The organism is Pseudoalteromonas sp. SANK 73390, from assembly GCF_054966645.1.
The window spans coordinates 83,333-104,692 of the sequence record NZ_ARPN01000103.1 but is presented as its reverse complement, the minus strand read 5'-3'; the positions used below and the strand labels follow the sequence as shown (position 1 = coordinate 104,692).

Here is a 21,360-nt window from a genome sequence, read left to right as displayed (position 1 = left end):
CAGAGCTTGCCTAAGTATTTGTTAGAACATGCGATGCATCTGAAGCAAATAAAAACAAAGCCATGGCGAATAAAGTGTGCTGCCAATAACTGCAGCGGTTTAATAATGAGTGATTGATTTGCTGATACAGGCTCTAAGCTCACTGGGGGTTTTACCTGTCCAACGCTTAAATGCACGACGAAAATTAGTGATATCGTTAAATGCCAGTGCGGTGGCCACTTGTTCGTTTGAATAACCCCGTTCAGTAATATATATCAATGATTGCTGTTTTTGTAATTCATCTTTGAGTGTTTTCAATGTCGTATTGTGTTGTTTAAGCTTACGTTTTAAAGTTGCGCTACTGATGTTTAACTGCTGAGCGATTTGCTCGCTGGTGGCTTTGGGCATTTGCGTAATGAGTTGGCTTATGTGTTGTTTAAACCCTATCATTGGCTGCGAAAGTATCGGCTGTTTAAGATAAAACCGGGTCATTGCAGGTAATGAATCCGCATGCTTTTGCCGTAACATTATAGATTCCAGCGATATCATAAATGCGGGTTGTGAAAAGCTATAGTCGCTGCTCAAATGGCTGTGAAACTGTTCTATGTAGGCAGGTTGTTCCATAGGAAATCTTATATGTAGTTTGTGCTGTTTTGCAGCGGTTTTTGGTTGAGTATTAAAACGCCACTTGAGTAAGCATTCGATCAACCCAGCAAGCAATTCATAAAAAAAGCATCGTACTTCTAAAACTGGCTCCGCAATAGCAAAGTTGATCACAAAATGCACCTGATTTGGGCTGCGATAGCTGGTAGCAAACATGTAAGGAAATAGCTCAAACTGACGTAGTTGGCTCACTCTAAACATTTGCTGCAAATGAGCTGCATGCAATAGCGCTTGCAGAGCGTTGCTTGGCATGCTGTGAAATAATCTCTCACTTAACAAGAAACTGATACCTTCTGCGCTTAGTAGTTTGGTCGTATTGAATATAACCGTGTGAAGTTGTGCAAAACTTATTTTTTTATAATGACTGTTTAAGTCTGTGTAAAATAGTTTTGAGCCTTTTAATATTTTATCAGGTGCGATACCGCGTTGCGATGCCATTTCAACAATCGGTAAAATAAGTGAATGAGCAGTAAAAACCGAGTCATTTATTTCAAAAAAATGACTCATCAGAGTGTCGACTTTTGTTCATTTAGTTGGCTGTTTAGGCGCGATAATAAACTATCTTGTTGTTCATTTATTTGCGCTTGAACACATAGCCAATGCACATTACTACAACCTGTAATTGTATGGTCTTTAGAATAAGGTGTGTGTTGTGAGACCATACTTGATACCTGCGCGATAACTTGGTTGGCCGAGGGCAAATTAGTGTTAGGCATTAATATAATAAATCGATCACTTGCGTATCGACAGGCCAAATCAACATCACGTAAGTTTAATAAAATAATCTGTCCTATATCTGCCAGTAAACTGTTTGCTTTGGTCGTGCCATATTTGGCATTAAATTTTGAAAAGTTTTTAATATCTATTAATGCAAGAGAAAACGGGATGTTGTGGTGCTTTAGGGTAAGTAACTCTTTGTCTATTTGTTGCTTCATATAGTCAGCGCGATACAGCCCGCTAATAAAATCTGTTAGACCATGATCTCGATAAAAACGCTCTTTTTTGTTCAGCATAAAGTTGATAATTTGCTGCTCTTGATACCAAAAGTACATCGCAATACTCATTAAAACCATACCAATTAATGCAGGAAAAGCCTCTAATCCATCGAGCCATGAAGGGGCATGATCAAAGTTATAAAATTCATCAAGAAAATCGAGCAACATCGATATATGCATTGCTGTTAAACCACTAAATAAAAGCTGTGTGACCTTACCTTTAGGCCTAGAAAGCAGCGTTGCCACTAACCATAGTAATGTCATAAATGCGATGCCTCCTTCGCCTAAACAATCGAGCCATTTTATTTGGTCGATTGGCTTAAGGGGGGCCAATGTTGCAACAGCAAAAGTGGTTAATAAGATACACAGCAATAAAATTCCCCATAGCTGGGTATGTAATTTTAAAAAGTTTGATTGCATATAATTAATGGCTTCATAGCTAGGTAGAGGCAACAGTATTACTTAAAAGCTGTTTTAGACGACAGGGTTAGAATAGCTCATGCAACAGTGTATAAATATGACAATCATGTCGACTTTATGCACTAATGCACCAAATAAATAAAATAACCGCTTTATAAAGGGGGTTAAAATGGCTCAAAACAGCGCTCTTTTAGTTTTTATTGGTGTAATTTAGGTTAATTGCTAATGTAGTGACATATTTTATACATATCTATTCTCTACTGTGCGGTGCCAACAAAGCGAATGATAGTTCGCGCTTATCACCTTGTAATTAGAGAGTAACAATGAACCCGTCAAATTTTTCAAAATCCAAAATAGCACTGAGCCTTGCCTGTGCATTATTCGCCTCATCAAGTTTAGCTAATACTATTGAAGGCACAGTAGCAAGCCAAGCGCATGATGTTTATTTTCAAGGTGCAAAAATTACCGTTAAAGAATTACGTAGAAGTACCGTAAGTGCAAGAGATGGGTCGTTTAAATTATCTAATTTGCCATCAGGCACTTATACATTAGTGGTTGACTATATTGGTGCACAAGCAATAGAGCAAAAAGTGGTTGTAACGAATGCTGGGATCGTCAAGGCAGATATCGTGTTGCAATCGCAAGATGATTTATTGCTTGAAGATGTTATTGTTATTGGCCATCGAGCCGGTCAAGCTGGCGCACTTAATCGTCAAAAAAATGCCTTAGGAATAAAGTCGATTGTAAGCAGCGACTCTATTGGTCAATTACCGGATCAAAATGCTGCGGAAGCACTACAACGTTTACCTGGCATGTTTATTCAGCGTGACCAAGGCGAAGGGCGTTTTGTTGGTATTCGAGGCATCGACCCAAACCTCAATAATGTCACCATTAACGGCGCTAATGTTCCTTCACCAGAAGAAGGCGTTCGAAGTGTTGCAATGGATGTGATTCCTAGCGAACTGATCCAAAGCTTAGAAGTAAGCAAAACTGTAACACCAGATATGGACGCTTCTGCAATTGGTGGCAGTATTGAGGTGAAAAGTCTCAGTGCGTTTGACCGAGATGGGCGCAGTTATAGTGCAAATATACAGGCAACCTATAACGAACAAGTAGAAAAAAATAGTCCCAAATTGTCGGCAAGTTTTAGTGATATTTTTGAACTAACTCAAGATTACGACTTAGGGATTGCCTCAGCGATTTCTTGGTCTGAGCGAAAGTTTGGTTCTCATAACATGGAAACCGATGGTGGTTGGCAGAGTATGACCTTAGAAGACACCAGTGGCGAAGAAGTAACTATGCTCTCTGCTGAGGAAGTTGAGCAGCGTTACTATACAATCACTCGTGAACGACTCGGTGGTGCCATCAATTTTGATTTACGCGACGATAACGCTAACAGTTATTACCTGCGTGCACTTTATAGCGAGTTTTCTGATGATGAATTTCGCCTCAGAAATGAATATAAGTTTGATAAAGGAGACTTAGCTGCAGGTATCTATTCGTCAAACTCTGCGGTATTTTCCTCTGCAGCAATGGATAGGGATACCAAAGATAGGTTTGAGGAGCAGCAGGTTTTGTCTATTGTGGCAGGATCTGAGCAGCAATTTAAAGACTGGCTAATTGAATATAGTCTTGGCTACTCGAAGTCTGAAGAAAAAGAACCTAATCGTCTCGATACAAGTTTCGAGGCGGATGATTTATGGCTTGGTTATGCAAGCTTAGGTGAAGAACCCATACTCAGTGCTAGTGATAATGCATATGAATTGAATAACTTTGCGCTAGATGAAGTGGTTTACGAAAATAACTTTAGCGATGATGAATCGAAAAGCTTTAGACTAGACATCAGCAAAGACTTAGTGATTGCTAATTACAATGGTCAACTTAAGTTTGGCGCAAAATATAATAAGCGCGAAAAGTATAACGATGTTAATGCATTGGTTTTCGATGGGGGATTTGACGATATAACCGCTGTGCAATTTGCAGCAGTAGAGCCTGATTATAGTTTGGGTAAGTTTGGTCCAGGACTTAGTCAAAACGCGTTGAAAAGCTATGTATTACAAAATCGCAGTGGATTTGATTTAAACCAGCTAGAAAGTGATATTGAAAGCCAAGGGCGGAGTTATCGCTCTGAGGAACAAATCAGCTCAGCTTATGCCATGTTAACACTGGATATTGGACAGTGGCAGGTAATTACTGGTGTGCGCTTCGAAGCAACTGAATTTAATACTCAAGGTAATAAAGTTGAGTTAATAAAAAATGAAGTGACTGATTCACTGCATACAAAAATAAACACTTGGCAAGACAACAAAGATTACAATCATTTGTTGCCTAACCTTACTTTGCGATATGACTACCGCGACAATTTAGTTACTCGCTTTGCTTATACCAATACTATTGCGCGGCCAAAATTCTCTGATTCAGCAGCTTTTGCACTGATTGAGACTGAAACTACATTAGATGACGGTGTGGTAAAGGTTGAACGTAAAGCGGAAGTTGGTAATCCACAGTTAAACCCGTATGAATCAGATAACCTTGACTTTTCAATTGAGTATTACCCATCAGGCATTGGTATTATCTCAGCAGGCTTATTTTACAAAGATATTGCTAATTTTATCGCGATAGAGCAAGTGCAGGCTAAAAATCAGTGGGCTGGGTATAAGGAAGTGATTCAAGCACGCAATGGTGGTTCGGCAAGCTTAAGCGGGGTAGAACTTGCGTATAGTAAAAACTTTACCAATGGGATTATGTTTAGTGCCAATAGTACATTCATTGATGCTGATGATAAGCTTCAAAATCAATCAGATATGGTTGGAAATGTGATGTTGGGCTATGAAAATAACGCATTCAGTACCCGTTTGAGCGTAAGTTATAAAAGCAAAAACTTTCAGTTTGTAGACAATGATCGTCGTGTTTATCAAGATGCCCACATGCAGCTAGATATTAGTGCTAAGTACCATATTACAGAGCAGTATCAATTGTATTTTAATGCAATAAATCTAACCGATGAAGCGTACTACTTGTTTCATGGTACACGTGATTACAACTATCAATATGAAACTTATGGCCGCTCTTTTGAGTTTGGTGTGAGTTTTAATTCGCTGTAGAATGATGGAGACAGCCAGTGCAAGCTGGCTGCATTTTTATGAAAAAATGTATATTAATAGCAACACTTACTTTTGTTTTATACTCAGCTGCCAGCTATTCACAAGAGCAAAGCAACGATACTTCAACAATCAGTTTTTTGGCGTTTGGTGATGGCGGCTATAGCCCTGATTACCCAAAACAAAAACATATCGAAAATCCAAAAAACAAACGCGAATTTATTGCAGCTGAGAAGCAAGATTGGCTAGATGACAATCGACCATTAGCTGAGTTTAACCATGCGCCAATTTTTGTTTACCCAAATACAAATATTGCGACTGAGCAAAGCGGTGCTAAAGCGGTCGGACAGGCGATGGCTACTTTATGCAAAACCGCTGATTGTGAATTTGCTATTCAGCTCGGTGATAACATATACCCAGATGGTGCTGATGCAAATGATGGCAAAGACGATGAACAACGCATGGGCGACCTCATTTTAACACCACTTAAACCGCTGTTTGAAGAAAACAATTCGCTGGTGGTTTACTCGGCGCTTGGCAATCACGATTGGAAAACATCAAGAAAAGGGGTGGCACTACAAACGGCATGGATGTCAAAGCAAGCTAATTTTCACATGGATAAAAAAGGGTATTATAGCTTTAAACAAGGGGAGCCCGGCAATGATGTGGAGTTTTTTGTCATTGACACCAATATGTTACTTGCTGGTCAGCATTATTATGAAATTCCATTGCGAGAAGATGGTTCTGAGCAGGGGCTTGCAAGTGCTTTGGCCAGTGGACAAGCAGAGGTGGAAGATATCGAACGCCATGAAACCCCTATCAATGGTGAAGATCATAAGCAACTTGCATGGCTTGCCAATGGATTAAAGCACTCTTCTGCGAAGTGGAAAATAGTATATGGGCATCACGTTTTATGGTCTATTGGCGGTACAAAGTATGATGAAGCTCATGTGTTACGTCGACTTATATTACCTGAATTGTGCCAGTATGCAGATGCGTATATTGCAGGTCATGAACATGACTTAGAATTATTGACCGATGATTGTTCAAGAGTAATGCCGTCAAATCATTCAATGCCTAAGCTACCTCTTATTATTAGCGGTGCAGCTTCAAAGATGCGAGGAACACATACGCCTTTTGCAAAATACCAACAGATGCAATATCCAGAGTATGATCTGGTTTGGTCGAAAAGCTTTACTTGGGGCTTTGCACATATTCAGTTAAATAATTTAAACGATGCAATGACTGTCAATTTTTATAGTACACCTAACGATGGTAAAGGAAAGCTTGTTCAAGAGCGCAGTTTTACTTTTTCTCACCGCAGTAATTAACGATTTCAGTTTTTGTTGTTTAAAGCAAAATAAAAATCAATGTGAAATACAAATAACCAATCAGAGTCAGCGATGGTATGGGGACAAATGTTAGAATTTAAAGTCCCCTTTATACCTGCTAATTTGTTTGATGTTGAATTGAAAAGAAAAGTTTTTATGTCAAAATTATGAATGTTTTTTTAATTATAAAAAGGTGTTTTTTATCTGTTTTTTTAATTTTGTTGTTTTTATTATCCATTTATTTTGTTTTGATTGGAATTTAAATTCAAAGGTCAAGCTTGTTTACAAATTGCCGTGTAAATATTATTGCATGCGTTAGACGAATGTGATTTATTGAAGCTGAAGGTTTGGCCAACCCTATTCTGTACTGATCTTAACGTGAGTGAGTCATTTTATTTATTGAAGTGACGCCCTTTGTTTTTATCAGTTATTCTCAATAATTCAATTATGCGTGGTGTGCGCTGGATACACACCAGTTAAAAAACAATTTCTACGTTATCAAAGAGGTGAACTTTAACTCGTCAAATGGGTCACAAATAAAATGTGGTACAGCTTGATAACGACGATTTTATTAACTAATTATTAAATGTTGATGACGGTTGCAGTCACACCGAGTGCAGTCACAACATCGTTGAAAGAGAAGGTGAGGATTTTACCTATGAAGAGACAGAAAAGAGATCGCTTAGAAAGAGCACATTCACAAGGATTTAAAGCAGGATTAGCAGGTAGATCAAAAGAGTTGTGTCCATACCAACAAGTTGAACCAAGGTCTGAATGGTTAGGTGGATGGCGAGAAGCTATCGAAAATCGAAATACCTTCAAAACGTAATAATGTAAACTGATTAAATACAATAAAGCCCCACCAAGGGGCTTTGTTGTTTGGGCGTGTTTAATTAAAATGCACTGGTATCTTGAAATAAACCCACTTTAAGGTCTTTAGCTTCATAAATTACACGTCCATCAACTTCAACGGTGCCATCAGCCATACCCATAAAAAGTCTACGCTTAATGACGCGCTTCATTTCGATACGATAAGTAACTTTTTTGGCGGTAGGTAGAATTTGGCCTGTAAATTTAACTTCACCCACACCTAAAGCTCGTCCAAGGCCGGGGCCACCAGACCAGCCTAAGAAAAAACCAACAAGTTGCCACATTGCGTCTAAACCAAGGCAGCCTGGCATAACTGGATCACCTTTAAAGTGGCAATCAAAGAACCAAAGGCTTGGATCAATATCAAGCTCAGCAACGATCAGTCCTTTACCATGTTGACCGCCGTCATCATTTATTTCAACGATGCGGTCCATCATTAACATGTTGTCGCTTGGAAGGCGACAGTTGCCTTCGCCAAACATTTCACCACGACCACATATGATTAATTCTTCTTTTGTATAGCTATTTTTTGGTTCCATAGTCCACAATCTTTGCTGAAAATTTCCGAGCTACTTTAGCGTACAGATGTACGCTAAACAACTCTGAACAGTTAAAAAATCTAGTTATGTAAGAATAATTCTCATTAAAATTGAATTCTCCTACGCTTATGGGGCGATCTTTGTCTTAAAAAACTTTATAATAGCCCCAGTATTAAACTAATTTATCGGAAGTTTATGATCCTTTTTGTAGATGCACTGACAGTCATTGATTTTTCTTACCTATGTAATAAGCGTGGCGCAATAGGTGAGAGCTGGATAGTCGATTTAACCCTACATGGCCAACTTAATGATGAGTCTATGGTTTTAGACTTTGCATTAGTAAAAAAACAAATTAAGCGCATCATAGACGATACCATAGACCATAAACTTGCTGTGGCAAAAGGGCTTGATGGAAAAGTAACGGTTGCTGACGACAGGGTCGATTTAGATTGTAAATTCGGTGCTGGCCACCACTTAGCAATGAATGCGCCTGAGCAAGCTGTGTGTTTGCTTGAAGGCGAAGAAGTTAACGAGCAAAGCGTTATCTCATTTTTAAAATCGGTGATCATGCCTAAGATGCCAAGTAACGTAAAAGATATTGGTATAGAACTTCGCGCTGAGCAAAGTGAGAGCTTTTATTATCACTATAGCCATGGATTAAAAAAGCATGATGGTAATTGCCAGCGTATCATTCATGGCCATCGCTCGCAGTTAGGTGTGTTTGTTGATGGTATGAAACATCCAAGGCTACAAAAAGAATGGGCGACTAAGTGGCAAGATATATATCTTGGTACTGAAGAAGATGTTATTGATGCCAGCAACCTTAAATATGTAACTGCTAGTACAAACGATGTGTGCTTTGCTTACGAAGCCACTCAGGGCTACTTTGAGCTTGCAATGAGCAAAGCGCGTTGTGATATATTGCCATGTGACACAACAGTAGAGTGCATTGCAGAGTACTTAGCAAAACAAATTAAAGATACTATGCCAAATAATACTATAACCGTAAAAGCATACGAAGGTGTTGGTAAAGGAGCGATTGCTTATGCTTAGAAAAGGACTGTTGTTGATAGCGTTATTATCAGCGTTACAAACTCAGGCTTTACAGTTAAAAGGTAATCTAACCCAAGGTGGTATGGTTATAGGTAAGATTGATAACGCAAAAACCGTCAGCTTTAACGGTAAACCTTTGAAGCTTACTCCTGCAGGTGAGTTTGTATTTGGTTTTGGAAGAGATGCAGATTCAACACATACCTTAACTTGGGTAGATGCAGACGAAGTTAAGCATGAGCATGATATGTTAATCACAGTACGAGAATTTAAAATAGATCGTATTACGGGAGTTGAAAAAAAGTATGTATCACCTCCTAAATCAGTGCTTGAAAGAATTCGTTCTGAAGCAAAAGCGGTACGACAAGCACGCACTACAGACTCGAACTTTGAATATTTTAAAGAGCCTGTGCTTCGACCAGCACCTGGGCGTATTTCTGGGGTCTATGGCAGTCAACGGTTTTTTAACGGAAAGGCGCGTAATCCACATTACGGTTTAGACATTGCCAATAAGACAGGCACACCCGTTTTGGCTCCTTTGCCAGGCGTTGTTACGTTTGCTAATCCAGATTTATATTATAGTGGCGGTACAGTGATTGTTGATCATGGTTATGGAATTAGCTCCACCTATATTCATTTGAACAAACTTCATGTCAAAGTGGGTCATAAACTAGAAACAGGTGACCACTTTGCTGACATTGGTGCAACGGGCAGGGTAACTGGCCCTCATTTGGATTGGCGTTTTAATTGGTTCAATGAACGACTAGATCCACAATTATTAATGCAAGACACATTGGCGAGTAAAAGTAGTAACAAATGACAGAGATAGATAAAGAAAAAATTATTGCAAAACGTATTGAAGACTCAATCACTTCAGTTACGAAAACGGTATTCCCTGGTCGTACTAACCACCATAATACATTGTTTGGTGGCGATGCTTTGGCTTGGATGGATGAGGTTGCTTTTATTGCTGCCACGCGTTTTTGTAGAAAACCATTAGTAACGATTTCATCTGATCGCGTTGATTTCAAAGAAGCGATTCCAGCGGGCACATTTGCAGAGCTTGTTTCTAAAATTGTGCATGTTGGTAACACAAGTTTAAAGGTTGAAGTCGACATATATCTAGAGCGTATGCATAAAGATGATAAGCACCTTGCAATATCAGGCAGCTTTACTTTTGTAGCCGTTGATGACAATCACAGGCCAACCCCTGTAATATGCGACAAGATGCTTAACGGATTTAAATAACGCAATTATTAATAAGCCACGCAGTGTGGCTTATTAATAATTAACATAGGAACACATCATACAATTTGTGTTAAAAGTAAAAATCAGCAACTGCTGATAAAACTAAGGTATCGTCTTACAAAAATAACGTGGAGAGTATGCATATTTTAAAGTGCATACATAAATAAAAACTATACTTTGGCTCAAATATTGATAGTACGACACAATACTAAGAGTTTTGGTAATTTAAATGCGATATTTACTAATCGGGATTTATATAATTCTTATGATATCGGCTTTTTTTGTATCTAGTTTTGGATACATTGGTGACATAGTCGATAGTTTGCGCACTCAATGGTTAATGCTGGGTGTATTTACTTGCATTTTAGGTCTGCTTTATAGTCGACTTTTATTTTTGTCACTGTTTGCTATTTCATGTTGCTTACTCGTATTTCACCTTCGTGTTGTTGTGCAGGAGCAGTCAGAGAAAAATTATCATAATCAATTAACCATTAAGCAAATAAATCTGCGGTACTATAACCAGTCTGTTATTGACGAGCTTGCTAAACTTAATGAACAAACATGGGATCTACTTATCCTGCAAGAGTTTAACGATAATAACACTGCGCTCTTCGACAAGCTTAAACCTGAATATTACAAATTTGGCTCTGATGAGCATATTGGTTTTCCAATGGGGCTAGGGCTTATTTCGCGCTACCCGTTGATAAGTAAAAAAGTCGTTTACACACACATGCAAAAAGTTGGCTATTTAGAAGTTGATATATTGGTTGGTAATAGCATTATCACTGTGTTTGCCGTGCACCCCCCGTCTCCAAGGAGCAAGAAAGATTGGCTCAATCGAAACGAGTTGCTTTTAGCCGTGTATGAGGCTGTGAAAAAACTGGAGGGACATTGGCTGATTAGTGGTGACTTCAATATCGTTCCTTGGTCCAAACACTTTCCTTTTACTAATATGCCCTTATGCTCACACTCTTTGGTTAATAATCGCAGTTGGCAATACTTAAACTGGTTACCAAGCATTGTTGCGGGTTTACCTATTGATAATTGCGTTGTGAGTGAACATCAAAATATTACCAATGTCAGCGTTGAGTTATTTAAAGGGAGCGACCATAAATTACTTAGTTTCCAACTGCGCTTTTAGATGAGCAATCTCGCTTTTGAGTTTGCCGTTTTCTAGCAATAATTTGACGATAGAGGTAAGCTCAAAGTTATCCCATGGTTTAGAAACAATAATATCAGCTATTCCTTTTTCTACTGCGCCCTGACATTCATCTAAATCTGTATAGCCGCTGACAAGCATGCGACCAGAATCAGGGTAGTGGGCTGCAAATGCTTGTAGCAATTCAAAGCCATCCATATTGGGCATTTTAATATCAGATAAAATCAAGTCATAGTGGTTATCAGCAAAACTTTCCACGGCTTTGAGCGGATCATTTACCAGCGTTAATGCATACTCTTTAGCAAATAAACGGTTGAACGCTCGAAGAACAGGGCTTTCATCATCAACTATTAAAACTTTTTGCATATATAATCCTAAAACCGAATGAGTTGCTTTACATCATGCAATAAATGCTTGGCATTTCTTATGTGTGGATTCATGCCAAAAGCACACATTGTGTTTAATAGAGCATAAATTTTTTTACCTTGCTCACGTTGATACTCACCATAGCACTCATGAATTCTAGCCTGAGTTTTAACTTTAGTACTAAATCGTACTTTATTGTTGCTATATATTCGTGCAACGATATTTTCTATTGCCTCAAGCCTACTTAACCTATTAGCTGTGATAGAGTTTGGGCGCATTAAATAACCCATGGCATTTTGGTAAGTGTAGGCGATGTCTCCTATTGAAGCGAGATTTAGCCAGCAATCCCAATCACTTGCGCTCTTTAACATAGGATTAAATTTATTTACACTTATAATTGCTGAGCGTTTAACCATAACTGAAGATGTACCAATTACATTGGCATAGAGTAACAAATCTAGCGGTTCGCTAAGTGCGATGTACTCGTTAGTACTATTAAGCTTAGGTTGGTAAAATTCTGGCCAATATGAAAAGCAATCAATAATAGGTTGGTATTGTTCATTTACATGAATATAGTTTGTGAATGTGAGCACACATGCTGTACTTGATTTCATATATTGCAGTTGTATATTTAGTTTATCTTCACTCCAATAGTCATCAGCATCCAAAAAAGCAATATAGTGTGCAGATGCTACTTCTATTGCATAATTTCTGGCTGCAACCACACCAGAGCGATGCTGCTTTATTATCACTAAATTTGGTAGCGTTTTTTGAGCCAATGTCAGCCACTCTACACTCCCATCCGTTGAACCATCATCGACGACAATTATTTCAATACGTAAGCCTGTTTGCTTCAAAATACTTGAAAACGCAATTGGTAAATATTGTTTACAGTTATAGTTTGGAATAATAACGCTTACATCATATTTCATTATATGCTCTCCTAATTAATCTAATAAAGAGCAACGCAATAACAACGCCAATATTAAAATGCCAGAATTAAAGGAATTGGGAGTATGGATTAATAAAACGCATTGCAAAATGCAAATAACGAATGCCAAATTGCCACTTATGACGAAAAATAGGGTGTTTAGGGGCGGTACGATACTTGCCACCATAACAGCACTACACATTGGAGTGCTAATTATGAAACATATTGCTATTTTAGTGCCTAGCTTTCCCATTGCATCAGAAACCTTTGTCATCACTGAGATTAATGCACTGGTATCAGCAGGTCACAAAGTGACTGTGCTTGCATTTACTACGCATCGATTTACTTCTAACTTGTCTGCAAATGTAGAAGTTTTCAATATACCTAAACCGACAATAAGCGACTTTAGTATTGCGTCGCTAATGAGTTCGCAATTTTTTAAAGCTGTAAAAACATCATTTAAATTCAAATCGATTTCTACTATTTCCCTATTGGGATATGGTTCATCACTAGCTAAGTTATTGAACAAACTCAATATTGAACACTTACATTGTCATTTTATGCATGGGCCTTTAGCATACGGGATCATAGCCGCACAGCTTGCTGGTATTACGGTATCTTCTATTGGACATGGACATGACGTTTACGTTAATGGTGCAGACATTGAGCACAAACTTAATGAATGCAACTTCGTTGTTGCGGTATGCAAAGATATGAAATCGCAATTTGAGGGTATGTCTCATACTCAAACTAAACTTTTGCACTGTGGCGTGAATTTAAACTTATTTTGCCACAGAGTTCATGCTATCAACTCAGACGTAAAACTTATCTTTATTGGCCGCTTAGTAGAAAAGAAGGGGTTACAATTTCTGTTCCCCGCTATCAAGCGCTTGCAAAAACACTATTACATTTCGCTCGATATAGTAGGAGACGGTCCGATGTATAAAGCGTTAGAGGACCTAAGCTACGAGCTAGGAATAAATCGACAGATTAAGTTCATAGGTAGAAAGTCACCACAATGGATAGCACAAAATTGTAAGCATTATACCGCTCTCGTAGCGCCGTTTTGTGTGGCTAGTAATGGTGATAAAGATACAGGCCCACTGGTACTAAAAGAGGCGATGGCATGCGGCATTCCCGTTTTATCAACTAGATTGATGGGCGTAAAAGAAATTGTAGTGAACAAAGTAGGCATGTTATGTGAGCCGGGCGATGAAGACGAGCTAGTTACGATGCTACGCGCGTTTTGTGAACTAAACCCTTATGTACGTTATGCTATGGGGCTCAATGCTTATAAGTTAGTTTCGCGATATTTTAATGCCAAGTTACAGGCGAAAAAGTTATCTAACTGGGTACAAATGCTATAGGTGCAGTATGAGCGGATTAAAGCAAATCGCGTATTACGGTATGTCGGTGTTAGTGCTCAAAGGGCTCGGTTTTTTAATGATGCCGGTCATGACACGTTTGTTGACACAATCGCAGTACGGATATTTAAACTTTTTAGTCACTGTATGCGCGGCTTGTTCACTGATACTTAGCCTTGGTTTACCTGAACTGTTATTCAGAAGTAAAAGCGCCAGCAGCATAAAACAACAGTCATTGCTAAGAGATTGTTTACTTATCTCGCTATTAAGCTCGCTTGCATTGGCTGTAGTTGCTTTATTTTTGATGGATGACATCATGTTATTGCTGCCCGCTCAGGTGAAAGCAATCGATTTATATTTACTGGTCATCAATCTAATGTGCTCGGCTATGTTAGCTGTACCATACAGTTATTGGCGGATTCAAGGTAAAGCAAAGCAGTACTGTATTGTAACAACCTCTCATGGCCTTATTCAATGCGCTTTAACGTTGGCGTTTTTATATCAAGGTCTCTCTGTGACCGGAGTTATGTTATCTGGCGCGCTAGCATCGGCACTTGTTTTATTTGTTGCATTGCTAAAAACACGCGCTGCGCTTTTTGTGAGTTTTTCATCCTATCCACGACAAATATCAAGGTCAGACATTTACTTCTTAGTCTCTATTATATTCTCTGCAGTTTGCTTATATGCCTGTAACGGCGCTGAGAATTGGTTCATTGTTGCAAACACTAATACACAAACTTTAGCAATTTATTTTGTAGCCGCACAGTTTGCTCTAATGACCTCGTTTGCATTCGAACCGGTGAGAATGTGGTGGTTTGCTAAACGCTTTCAAAAACTTGCTAACAATAAAGCATTGTACGCTTATGAAACACTAAGATGTCTGCACATAGGTATATTGATTAGCATGATAATGCTTATTTTTTGCGAGCAATTAATTGTTTTGTTGTTACCAAGTGTTTATGCGCAAAGTGCACAGTGGGTCACATTTTTGATATTGGTTGTGGTGTTACGCCATCATGCTGACTTACTCAATATAGGTTGTTATATGAAGCGCTGCGCGCAATCAGTTTTAATTATTAATGCGGTGTCAGCGATAGTAATGTTAGGGATGATGTATTGGCTTGTCCCTATTTATTCAGTTAAGGGGGCTGTTTTCTGTTTACTGCTTGTACAAGGCATACGTGCTGTGGCTTTTTACCAAACGAGCCAAGCGCTGGAATATGTCCCATACAAACTCAGTAATATGCTTGTTGCTTGGCTATTTATCATCGTGCTTGTTGGGCTCGGCTTTTTAAACAGCGAGTTTATAATAATCAAGAGGCTTGGTGTTTTGGCATTGTATGTTGGCTTTTTAACTCGATGTTATTCGAAAGAGTGTATAAACATTGTCGAGCGCGCTCGTTATGTTTTGGAGCATCGATATGCGTGAACTTGTTTATCAAAATAGGTTTATCATCGCAAGTTTATTAATCACACTGGCTGTGCTTGGTGCATACCAAGGTGTTGGACCCGTTGGCGCATTTGCGCTAGTGATACTTCCTTTTGCCGCATTTACAGCCATTCGAGTCAGTATTGCTTTTATTATTCTGTTTATTTTGTTTAGTTATTTTCGTCTACACGAAGCTTTTCCTGTGCTAATGCCATTTAAAATTCCAAAACTTTTGGCCCTTGCATCATTATTGGGTATTGTCTGGCATTTATTTATTTCTAAGCAATTACAACCGCACTGGAACTCCTGCCACGTGTTATTTATTGTGTTATTTGTGTGGCTAACTGTTTGTGTGTTTATGGCAAGTAACCGCGCTGTAGCAATAGAATATTTCAGTGGCGTACTCAGTAAAGTCTTCATCATGGTGTTTGCAATTAGTTGGTGGGTTAAAAGCGCAAAACACTTTAGTTGGGTACGTATTGGGATCATGTTATCAGGTGTGTCAATTGCACTCGTTGCCATTAGTAATAAAATGAATGGAATTGGTCTCGTCGAGGGGACCAGAGTGACCATATCTCGCGATTTGCGCTCACAATTAGGCGACCCCAATGACCTATCTCTTGTTTTAATGTTCCCCGTGTCGTTTTTAGCAGCTGAAATTTTTGACAAAAATAATGACAAATGGCGAAGAATAGCCGCAGGAGTAGGTTTAACTCTTCTGATAAGTGGAGTTATTGCTACGCAAAGCCGTGGAGGGTTATTAGGTATTGCAGCTGTTTTGAGCTTTTTCATTTATCAAAAAGTTAAGAACCCAGTGCTTGTTGGCGCTATAGGGTTTGTTGGCATGCTCTTAATGGTGTTGTTTGCGGGTATTTCAGATAGGCAAAGTGGAGGCGCGGCTGAAGAAGGCGTCGATGCGTCTGCTATGGGTCGGATATATGCGTGGCAAGCTGCTATTAATATGGCTGTAGCGAATCCTTTAACAGGGGTGGGAATTAACAATTTTTTTGTTAATTATTATTTTTATAGTCCTCATTGGGATGGCAAGAATCATGCAGTACATAGTACGTGGTTTCAGGTTTTAGGAGAAACAGGGTTTGTTGGCTTGTTGGTCTTTGCCATGTTGATCGTTGGTATTTTTAAAAGCCTTGAACGAACAGCACTGCTAAATGCAGTGAGTAGCAATACAAATCTTAATGTTAATACCTATGCGCTCAAAGCAGGAATGATAGGGTTTATGGTGTCTGGCACCTTTTTAACGCAAGCATTTACTTGGCCTTTATATATTATTTTGTCTTTGACCATAGCTTTAGAAAAGCTTGCTCAAGACAATGCAGGGGAAAATTATGTACATAGCAATGAAGAAGTGGCTAAAAGCCAGTGATAGTACTCTAGCCGCAAGTTTGTTTAAATTTGCAAAGCGAATTCGCAATCCGCAATGCATTGTAATACCCCTTGTTCATCAAAGTATTTACGTGTTGCACCGAACAGTTGCTACAGTAGTGTCACAATTGCTCAGAATATTTTATTACACCCCGGTGTTTAAAAGCCAAGTCCAAGGCAGTAAAAATAACTTGTGTTTGTATAGTGGTATGCCACAAATATTGGGGAGCTTAAAGGTAACCTTAGGGGATAATGTTCGCTTGTCAGGTATTAGTACATTTTGTGGACGCAGCTGTACACATAACACAGCGCAATTGATCATTGGTAATAATGTTGATGTGGGTTGGCAAAATGCTTTTTCTGTAGGAACTAAAATTGTACTTGAAGATGATGTGAGATTAGCTGGACGAATTTTTCTTGCCGGATTTGCAGGGCACCCGATAGACAATAAAGCACGTGCACTAGGTTTACCTGATGAAGACCATCAGGCTGCAGATATTGTGATTAAACAAGGGGCGTGGCTTGGTACTGGCGTGACAGTTTTGGCAGGAGTAACAATTGGTGAAGGAGCAATCATAGGCGCTGGTAGTGTGGTGTGCAAAGACGTACCCGATTACTGTATTGCTGCGGGTAACCCAGCCAAAGTTGTTAAACAAATCAATAAGGAGTAGAACATGCGATTTATTGTATTTGGTGAAGACTGGGGGGCACACCCAAGTAGCACGCAGCATTTATTCAAATGTATTTCTAAACACAGCAAAGTACATTGGATAAATTCAGTTGGAATGCGCAAGCCAAGCGCCAATAAGAATGACTTTATTAGGCTTTTGCGTAAAGCGCTTGCATTGTTTGGCAAGTCACTCAGTACTTGTGAAGTTAACGAAAAGCATCACTTAGATAAGGTAAGTAATTTATTTATACTGCCATGGCATAATAATTCATTTGCGCAAGCTATTAATCGTATTTTGTTTGCGTTGCAAGTTCGCTGTTTTGATAATGAACAGCCCGTTACTTATTGGATAAGTGTTCCTACGGCAATTTCTCTTATTCAGCCCAAAGCACAAGATAGAGTGGTCTATTATTGCGGTGATGATTTTAATGCGCTGGCAGGGGTAGATCATAAAATGGTCGAACCTTTAGAGCGCCAGTTGATTGACAGAGCTGATTTAATTTATGTTGTGAGTGAACATTTAATGCATAAAATGCCAGTGCATAAAACATATCTGCTTACGCATGGCGTTGATCATAGGCTTTTTAGCGAACGTAAAGTAGCAAGTAATTATTTGAAGTCACACAAAGCAACCATCGGGTTTTATGGTTCTATTAATGAATGGTTAGATATTCAATTACTGAGTGAACTTGCAATACAACGACCTCAGTATGAGTTAGTTTTAATTGGCTCGGTTACGCACTACTCAAAAGAAGTCGAAGCGCTTTTAGCATTAAAAAATGTAACACATATAAATGCTGTTGCGCACAGTACCTTACCTGAATTTTCACAGCACTGGCAGGTATCATTGATGCCATTTTTAGATAATGCTCAAATTAGAGCATGTAACCCTTTAAAGTTAAAGGAATATCTTGCGGCGGGTACGCCCGTTGTTGCAACTAACTTTCCAGCCGCTCAGCAGTTTAACCAAGTAATATTGGTAGCGGATGACATAGCTGGTTTTATCTATCGAGTGGATATGGCGATAGCAATTGGTGAACAACCCCTACTAAGTTGGGAGCAATATCAGGCACAATTAGTGTTTGCTCATAGTTGGCAAGCTAAAGCACAGCAAGTTATTAAATCACTTCTTTTCAATTCTTAAGCTTTTTTAATTGTGGGCCAAGCTATTGGCCCACAATCTGCAACTTCTTACCTATAACGCTTAAATATGAGCGCTTTTCTCAAAATGCAAATGAAGACGAGAGTTTCAATTGCAAAATGCAAAGCTAAGGTTGAAACATGCTAGTTAAAGAACAAATTAGACGATTAGCTTATTTGTCGCTGTATGCGTTATACAGTCGCTTCAAGCTGTTTATTGTGCCTGTGTGTATTGTACCCGTTGTCGTGTTTCTATTATCCGCAACCGCGCAAAAACAATACATGACTCATGCAACCATTTTAATTGAAGAGTCATCATTGCTAAATCCATTTCTTGATGACTTGTCGTTTTCATTTGAGTTATCGAATCGTATCGATGCACTAAGAACACTTGTTATTAGCCGTAAGGTACTCATTTCGGTCGCAAAAGAGACAAAATTAATCAGTGACAGTGCAAGTCATGAAGACATTGAAGCAATCCACCAGCAGCTGGCTGGAGCATTATCTTTATCTCTAGTAGGAGATGAATTAGTGCGCATCCACCTAAAATGGCATGAACCTGGAAAAATGAAAGTAATTTTAGAAAAGGTAGTCGAAAAGTTCATTGAAAGGTTGCTTGCTCCAACTAAAGCCTCGTTAGATACTTCTGAGCAGTTCTTTTTTAAGCAACTTGATACGCTTAGACAAGAGCTTGAATTTTCAGAAAATGAGCTGGCAAAATTTAAAGTTAAATACAGCGACACATTACCTGAGGTACTTAATAGTAATCGTCAAACCTTAGATAGAATTTTAAGCGACAAGCAAAATAAATTCATTGAGCTATCTGGTGCGAAGGCAAAATTAAAGAATCTCACCAATAAAATGGCCCAAGCCAACCCTGTGCTAGGCAATTTGGAGCAGCGGATAATCGCTGTAAGCTCTGAATTGAGCTTGCTAAAAACGCGTTATACAGACAAGCACAGTAAGGTAATAGCTAAATCACGCAAATTAGAGACTCTGCTGAACCGCCAGAAAGTGTTATTAAGTAAAGGCGAGGAGCTACAACAGGTTGATATGCAGCAGCTTTGGCAAATGGCGAACACCATGCCAACGTCTAAAAATGGTGATAGCAGTGTATTAGTATCTCAAATAGTTGCACTAGAAGATGCCAAAAACAATGTAGAGCAGCTGCAACAGGAATTTACTTTACTAGATAGCCAAGTAAAAGAGCTTGGTCAGCGGTTACTTGTGACCAGCGATATTGAAAAACAGCTTAGCAAGTTACAACGGGATTATGATGTTAAGCAGTCATTATATAAAGAGATGCTAGGTCGTTATGAAATGGCCAAAGTAACAGGCAAGCTCGTTAAATACGAAGGGCCTGATAAGGTTAAAACCATTGAGCGTGCTTACAGCCCTACCCAAGCAATTAACGCATCTTTAGTCGTATCGTTAATATTAGGCATCGTACTGGGGCTCTTTTCGGGTGTTGCTAGTGTCTTTATTGCTACCTTGTGCGATAGCCACCTAAAAGATATATCAACCATTGAAAAACTCTCATCTGAGCCAGTGTTAGCAGTGCTCCCAATCATCAACAAATCTCATGCTCAGGTTTTAAGTCATTTATCTGAGCATGTGCAAAACAGAGGTAACAAGCTATGAAAGTACTTCATATTGTTCAACATTTAAATATTGGTGGCCTTGAAAAAATGGCTGTATCTTTATTGGAGCAAAGCCGTTTTTGTAATGAAACTAGAATTGCGGCACTCGAAGGTGACAAGGATACGTGTTTGAGCAACTGGCCACAGCTTAAAAGCTTAAACGATAAATTGGATTTTCTTGAAAAACGTGAACGTTTTGACTATCAAGCAGTTAATAAATTAGTAGATTTAATCGATACCCACAATATTCGCGTTGTGCATAGCCATCACATTGGGCCCATGCTCTATGCGTGCCTTGCATGTATCAAGCGCCCTGACGTACAGCATGTCTCTACTGTGCATGATGCATGGTATCTATCTGGGATTAAATCACGCTTCATCACCAGGGTTTTAAATACGCTATCTCCGGTACATTGGATTGCTGATGCAGATGTTGTCGCTCATGATTTCTATGCTCAAACATCAATTAGACCACAAGAGACTATTTTAAATGGTATCGACTGTAAAAAGTTTGCGCCAATAAATAGGGATTATGCTCGATACCAGTTAGGGCTGCCAAAAAGCGCCAAAGTAGTAGGTTGCGCAGCAAGGCTAGAGCTTGGTAAAGGCCATGAAGATTTAATTGATGCATTAAAAACACTACCAAATAATCATCATATTGTATTTGCAGGTCAAGGCAGTTTAGATGCATCACTCAAGGCAAAAGTTAATAGCCTTAAGTTGGAAAGTCGTGTGCACTTTTTAGGGTGTGTACATAATATGGAAGTGTTTTATTCAGCAATTGATGTGTTTTGTTTATTTTCGCAAAGGGAAGGAATGCCTTTAACAATTTTAGAAGCAATGGCTTGCGGTACGCCAATTGTTGCCAGTGATGTGGGAGGTATTAAAGAAGTATTAACCCAAAAACAGGGGGTGCTGCTGTCGCGTTTGCAAAAACAGCAAATACCAAATGCGATACAAAAGGCGCTAATGATAGAGGCGGGTCAAGCAATACGAGCCCATGCACTGTCTATAGCGCAAATTAAAGATATGAGCCGTAAGTATGATCAACTTTATTGTGGTATTACCGCTTAAGGAGTAAT

At 39.0% G+C, this 21,360-nt stretch carries 19 protein-coding genes; 14 read left to right on the top strand and 5 right to left on the bottom strand.

Annotated features, from left to right (window positions below):
- Positions 1 to 99: 99 nt before the first annotated feature.
- Both SANK73390_RS12410 and SANK73390_RS12405 read right to left on the bottom strand, forming a co-directional pair.
- Positions 100 to 1,149 (bottom strand): helix-turn-helix domain-containing protein, encoded by a 1,050-nt coding sequence (locus SANK73390_RS12410; protein ID WP_462766310.1) that lies wholly within the window; start codon positions 1,147 to 1,149, stop codon positions 100 to 102.
- Positions 1,149 to 2,057 carry a GGDEF domain-containing protein gene (locus SANK73390_RS12405; RefSeq protein WP_462766309.1) on the bottom strand — a complete coding sequence of 303 codons (909 nt, stop codon included), beginning with the start codon at positions 2,055 to 2,057 and terminating at the stop codon, positions 1,149 to 1,151. Before SANK73390_RS12405 ends, SANK73390_RS12410 begins: the two co-directional genes overlap by 1 nt.
- A gap of 323 nt (positions 2,058 to 2,380) precedes the next feature.
- Here SANK73390_RS12405 and SANK73390_RS12400 point away from each other — a divergent pair, with 323 nt between their 5' ends.
- The 3 genes from SANK73390_RS12400 (at position 2,381) to rmf (ending at position 7,318) form a co-directional block, all read left to right on the top strand.
- A complete protein-coding gene (locus tag SANK73390_RS12400) occupies positions 2,381 to 5,161 on the top strand; it encodes a TonB-dependent receptor (RefSeq protein ID WP_462766308.1) in 2,781 nt (926 codons plus the stop codon).
- Between the two features lie 38 nt (positions 5,162 to 5,199).
- Positions 5,200 to 6,489 (top strand): metallophosphoesterase, encoded by a 1,290-nt coding sequence (locus SANK73390_RS12395; protein WP_462766307.1) that lies wholly within the window; start codon positions 5,200 to 5,202, stop codon positions 6,487 to 6,489.
- 658 nt (positions 6,490 to 7,147) lie between these two features.
- Positions 7,148 to 7,318 carry a ribosome modulation factor gene (gene rmf, locus SANK73390_RS12390; RefSeq protein WP_152086001.1) on the top strand — a complete coding sequence of 57 codons (171 nt, stop codon included), beginning with the start codon at positions 7,148 to 7,150 and terminating at the stop codon, positions 7,316 to 7,318.
- Positions 7,319 to 7,382: 64 nt separating this feature from the next.
- Here the strand turns inward: rmf and fabA are convergent, their stop codons facing one another.
- Positions 7,383 to 7,898 carry a 3-hydroxyacyl-[acyl-carrier-protein] dehydratase FabA gene (gene fabA, locus SANK73390_RS12385; RefSeq protein WP_261593816.1) on the bottom strand — a complete coding sequence of 172 codons (516 nt, stop codon included), beginning with the start codon at positions 7,896 to 7,898 and terminating at the stop codon, positions 7,383 to 7,385.
- Between the two features lie 195 nt (positions 7,899 to 8,093).
- On the opposite strand from fabA, the gene SANK73390_RS12380 reads away from it, so the two are divergent.
- The 4 genes from SANK73390_RS12380 to SANK73390_RS12365 all read left to right on the top strand — a co-directional run bounded on the left by SANK73390_RS12380 (position 8,094) and on the right by SANK73390_RS12365 (position 11,337).
- A complete protein-coding gene (locus SANK73390_RS12380) occupies positions 8,094 to 8,951 on the top strand; it encodes a 6-carboxytetrahydropterin synthase (RefSeq protein ID WP_462766306.1) in 858 nt (285 codons plus the stop codon).
- Positions 8,944 to 9,768 (top strand): M23 family metallopeptidase, encoded by an 825-nt coding sequence (locus SANK73390_RS12375; RefSeq protein ID WP_462766305.1) that lies wholly within the window; start codon positions 8,944 to 8,946, stop codon positions 9,766 to 9,768. The genes SANK73390_RS12380 and SANK73390_RS12375 overlap by 8 nt, the downstream gene beginning before the upstream one ends.
- Positions 9,765 to 10,196, top strand: coding sequence for an acyl-CoA thioesterase (locus SANK73390_RS12370; protein WP_462766304.1), 432 nt, complete (start codon positions 9,765 to 9,767; stop codon positions 10,194 to 10,196). The genes SANK73390_RS12375 and SANK73390_RS12370 overlap by 4 nt, the downstream gene beginning before the upstream one ends.
- A 229-nt stretch (positions 10,197 to 10,425) precedes the next feature.
- Positions 10,426 to 11,337: an endonuclease/exonuclease/phosphatase family protein gene (locus tag SANK73390_RS12365; protein ID WP_462766303.1), complete on the top strand. Its 912-nt coding sequence runs from the start codon at positions 10,426 to 10,428 to the stop codon at positions 11,335 to 11,337.
- Here the strand turns inward: SANK73390_RS12365 and SANK73390_RS12360 are convergent.
- A complete protein-coding gene (locus tag SANK73390_RS12360) occupies positions 11,311 to 11,721 on the bottom strand; it encodes a response regulator (RefSeq protein ID WP_261593827.1) in 411 nt (136 codons plus the stop codon). The two genes, SANK73390_RS12365 and SANK73390_RS12360, sit on opposite strands and share 27 nt — an antisense overlap.
- A gap of 8 nt (positions 11,722 to 11,729) precedes the next feature.
- Positions 11,730 to 12,653, bottom strand: a complete 924-nt coding sequence (locus tag SANK73390_RS12355; protein ID WP_462766302.1) for a glycosyltransferase family 2 protein — start codon at positions 12,651 to 12,653, stop codon at positions 11,730 to 11,732.
- Positions 12,654 to 12,867: 214 nt separating this feature from the next.
- On the opposite strand from SANK73390_RS12355, the gene SANK73390_RS12350 reads away from it, so the two are divergent.
- The 7 genes from SANK73390_RS12350 (at position 12,868) to SANK73390_RS12320 (ending at position 21,352) form a co-directional block, all read left to right on the top strand.
- A complete protein-coding gene (locus SANK73390_RS12350) occupies positions 12,868 to 14,019 on the top strand; it encodes a glycosyltransferase (protein WP_462766301.1) in 1,152 nt (383 codons plus the stop codon).
- Between the two features lie 7 nt (positions 14,020 to 14,026).
- On the top strand, positions 14,027 to 15,445 hold the full coding sequence (locus SANK73390_RS12345) for a lipopolysaccharide biosynthesis protein (RefSeq protein ID WP_462766300.1): 1,419 nt from the start codon (positions 14,027 to 14,029) through the stop codon (positions 15,443 to 15,445).
- Complete coding sequence (locus SANK73390_RS12340; RefSeq protein ID WP_462766299.1) at positions 15,438 to 16,829, top strand: O-antigen ligase family protein; 1,392 nt, start codon at positions 15,438 to 15,440, stop codon at positions 16,827 to 16,829. Before SANK73390_RS12345 ends, SANK73390_RS12340 begins: the two co-directional genes overlap by 8 nt.
- Positions 16,792 to 17,499, top strand: coding sequence for an acyltransferase (locus SANK73390_RS12335; protein ID WP_261593835.1), 708 nt, complete (start codon positions 16,792 to 16,794; stop codon positions 17,497 to 17,499). Before SANK73390_RS12340 ends, SANK73390_RS12335 begins: the two co-directional genes overlap by 38 nt.
- A gap of 3 nt (positions 17,500 to 17,502) precedes the next feature.
- A complete protein-coding gene (locus SANK73390_RS12330; protein WP_462766298.1) occupies positions 17,503 to 18,642 on the top strand; it encodes a glycosyltransferase in 1,140 nt (379 codons plus the stop codon).
- Between the two features lie 137 nt (positions 18,643 to 18,779).
- The gene (locus SANK73390_RS12325; protein WP_462766297.1) at positions 18,780 to 20,279 is read left to right on the top strand and encodes a GumC family protein; all 1,500 of its coding nucleotides are present in this window, start codon (positions 18,780 to 18,782) and stop codon (positions 20,277 to 20,279) included.
- Complete coding sequence (locus SANK73390_RS12320; RefSeq protein ID WP_462766296.1) at positions 20,276 to 21,352, top strand: glycosyltransferase; 1,077 nt, start codon at positions 20,276 to 20,278, stop codon at positions 21,350 to 21,352. Before SANK73390_RS12325 ends, SANK73390_RS12320 begins: the two co-directional genes overlap by 4 nt.
- The last annotated feature ends 8 nt before the right edge of the window (positions 21,353 to 21,360 follow it).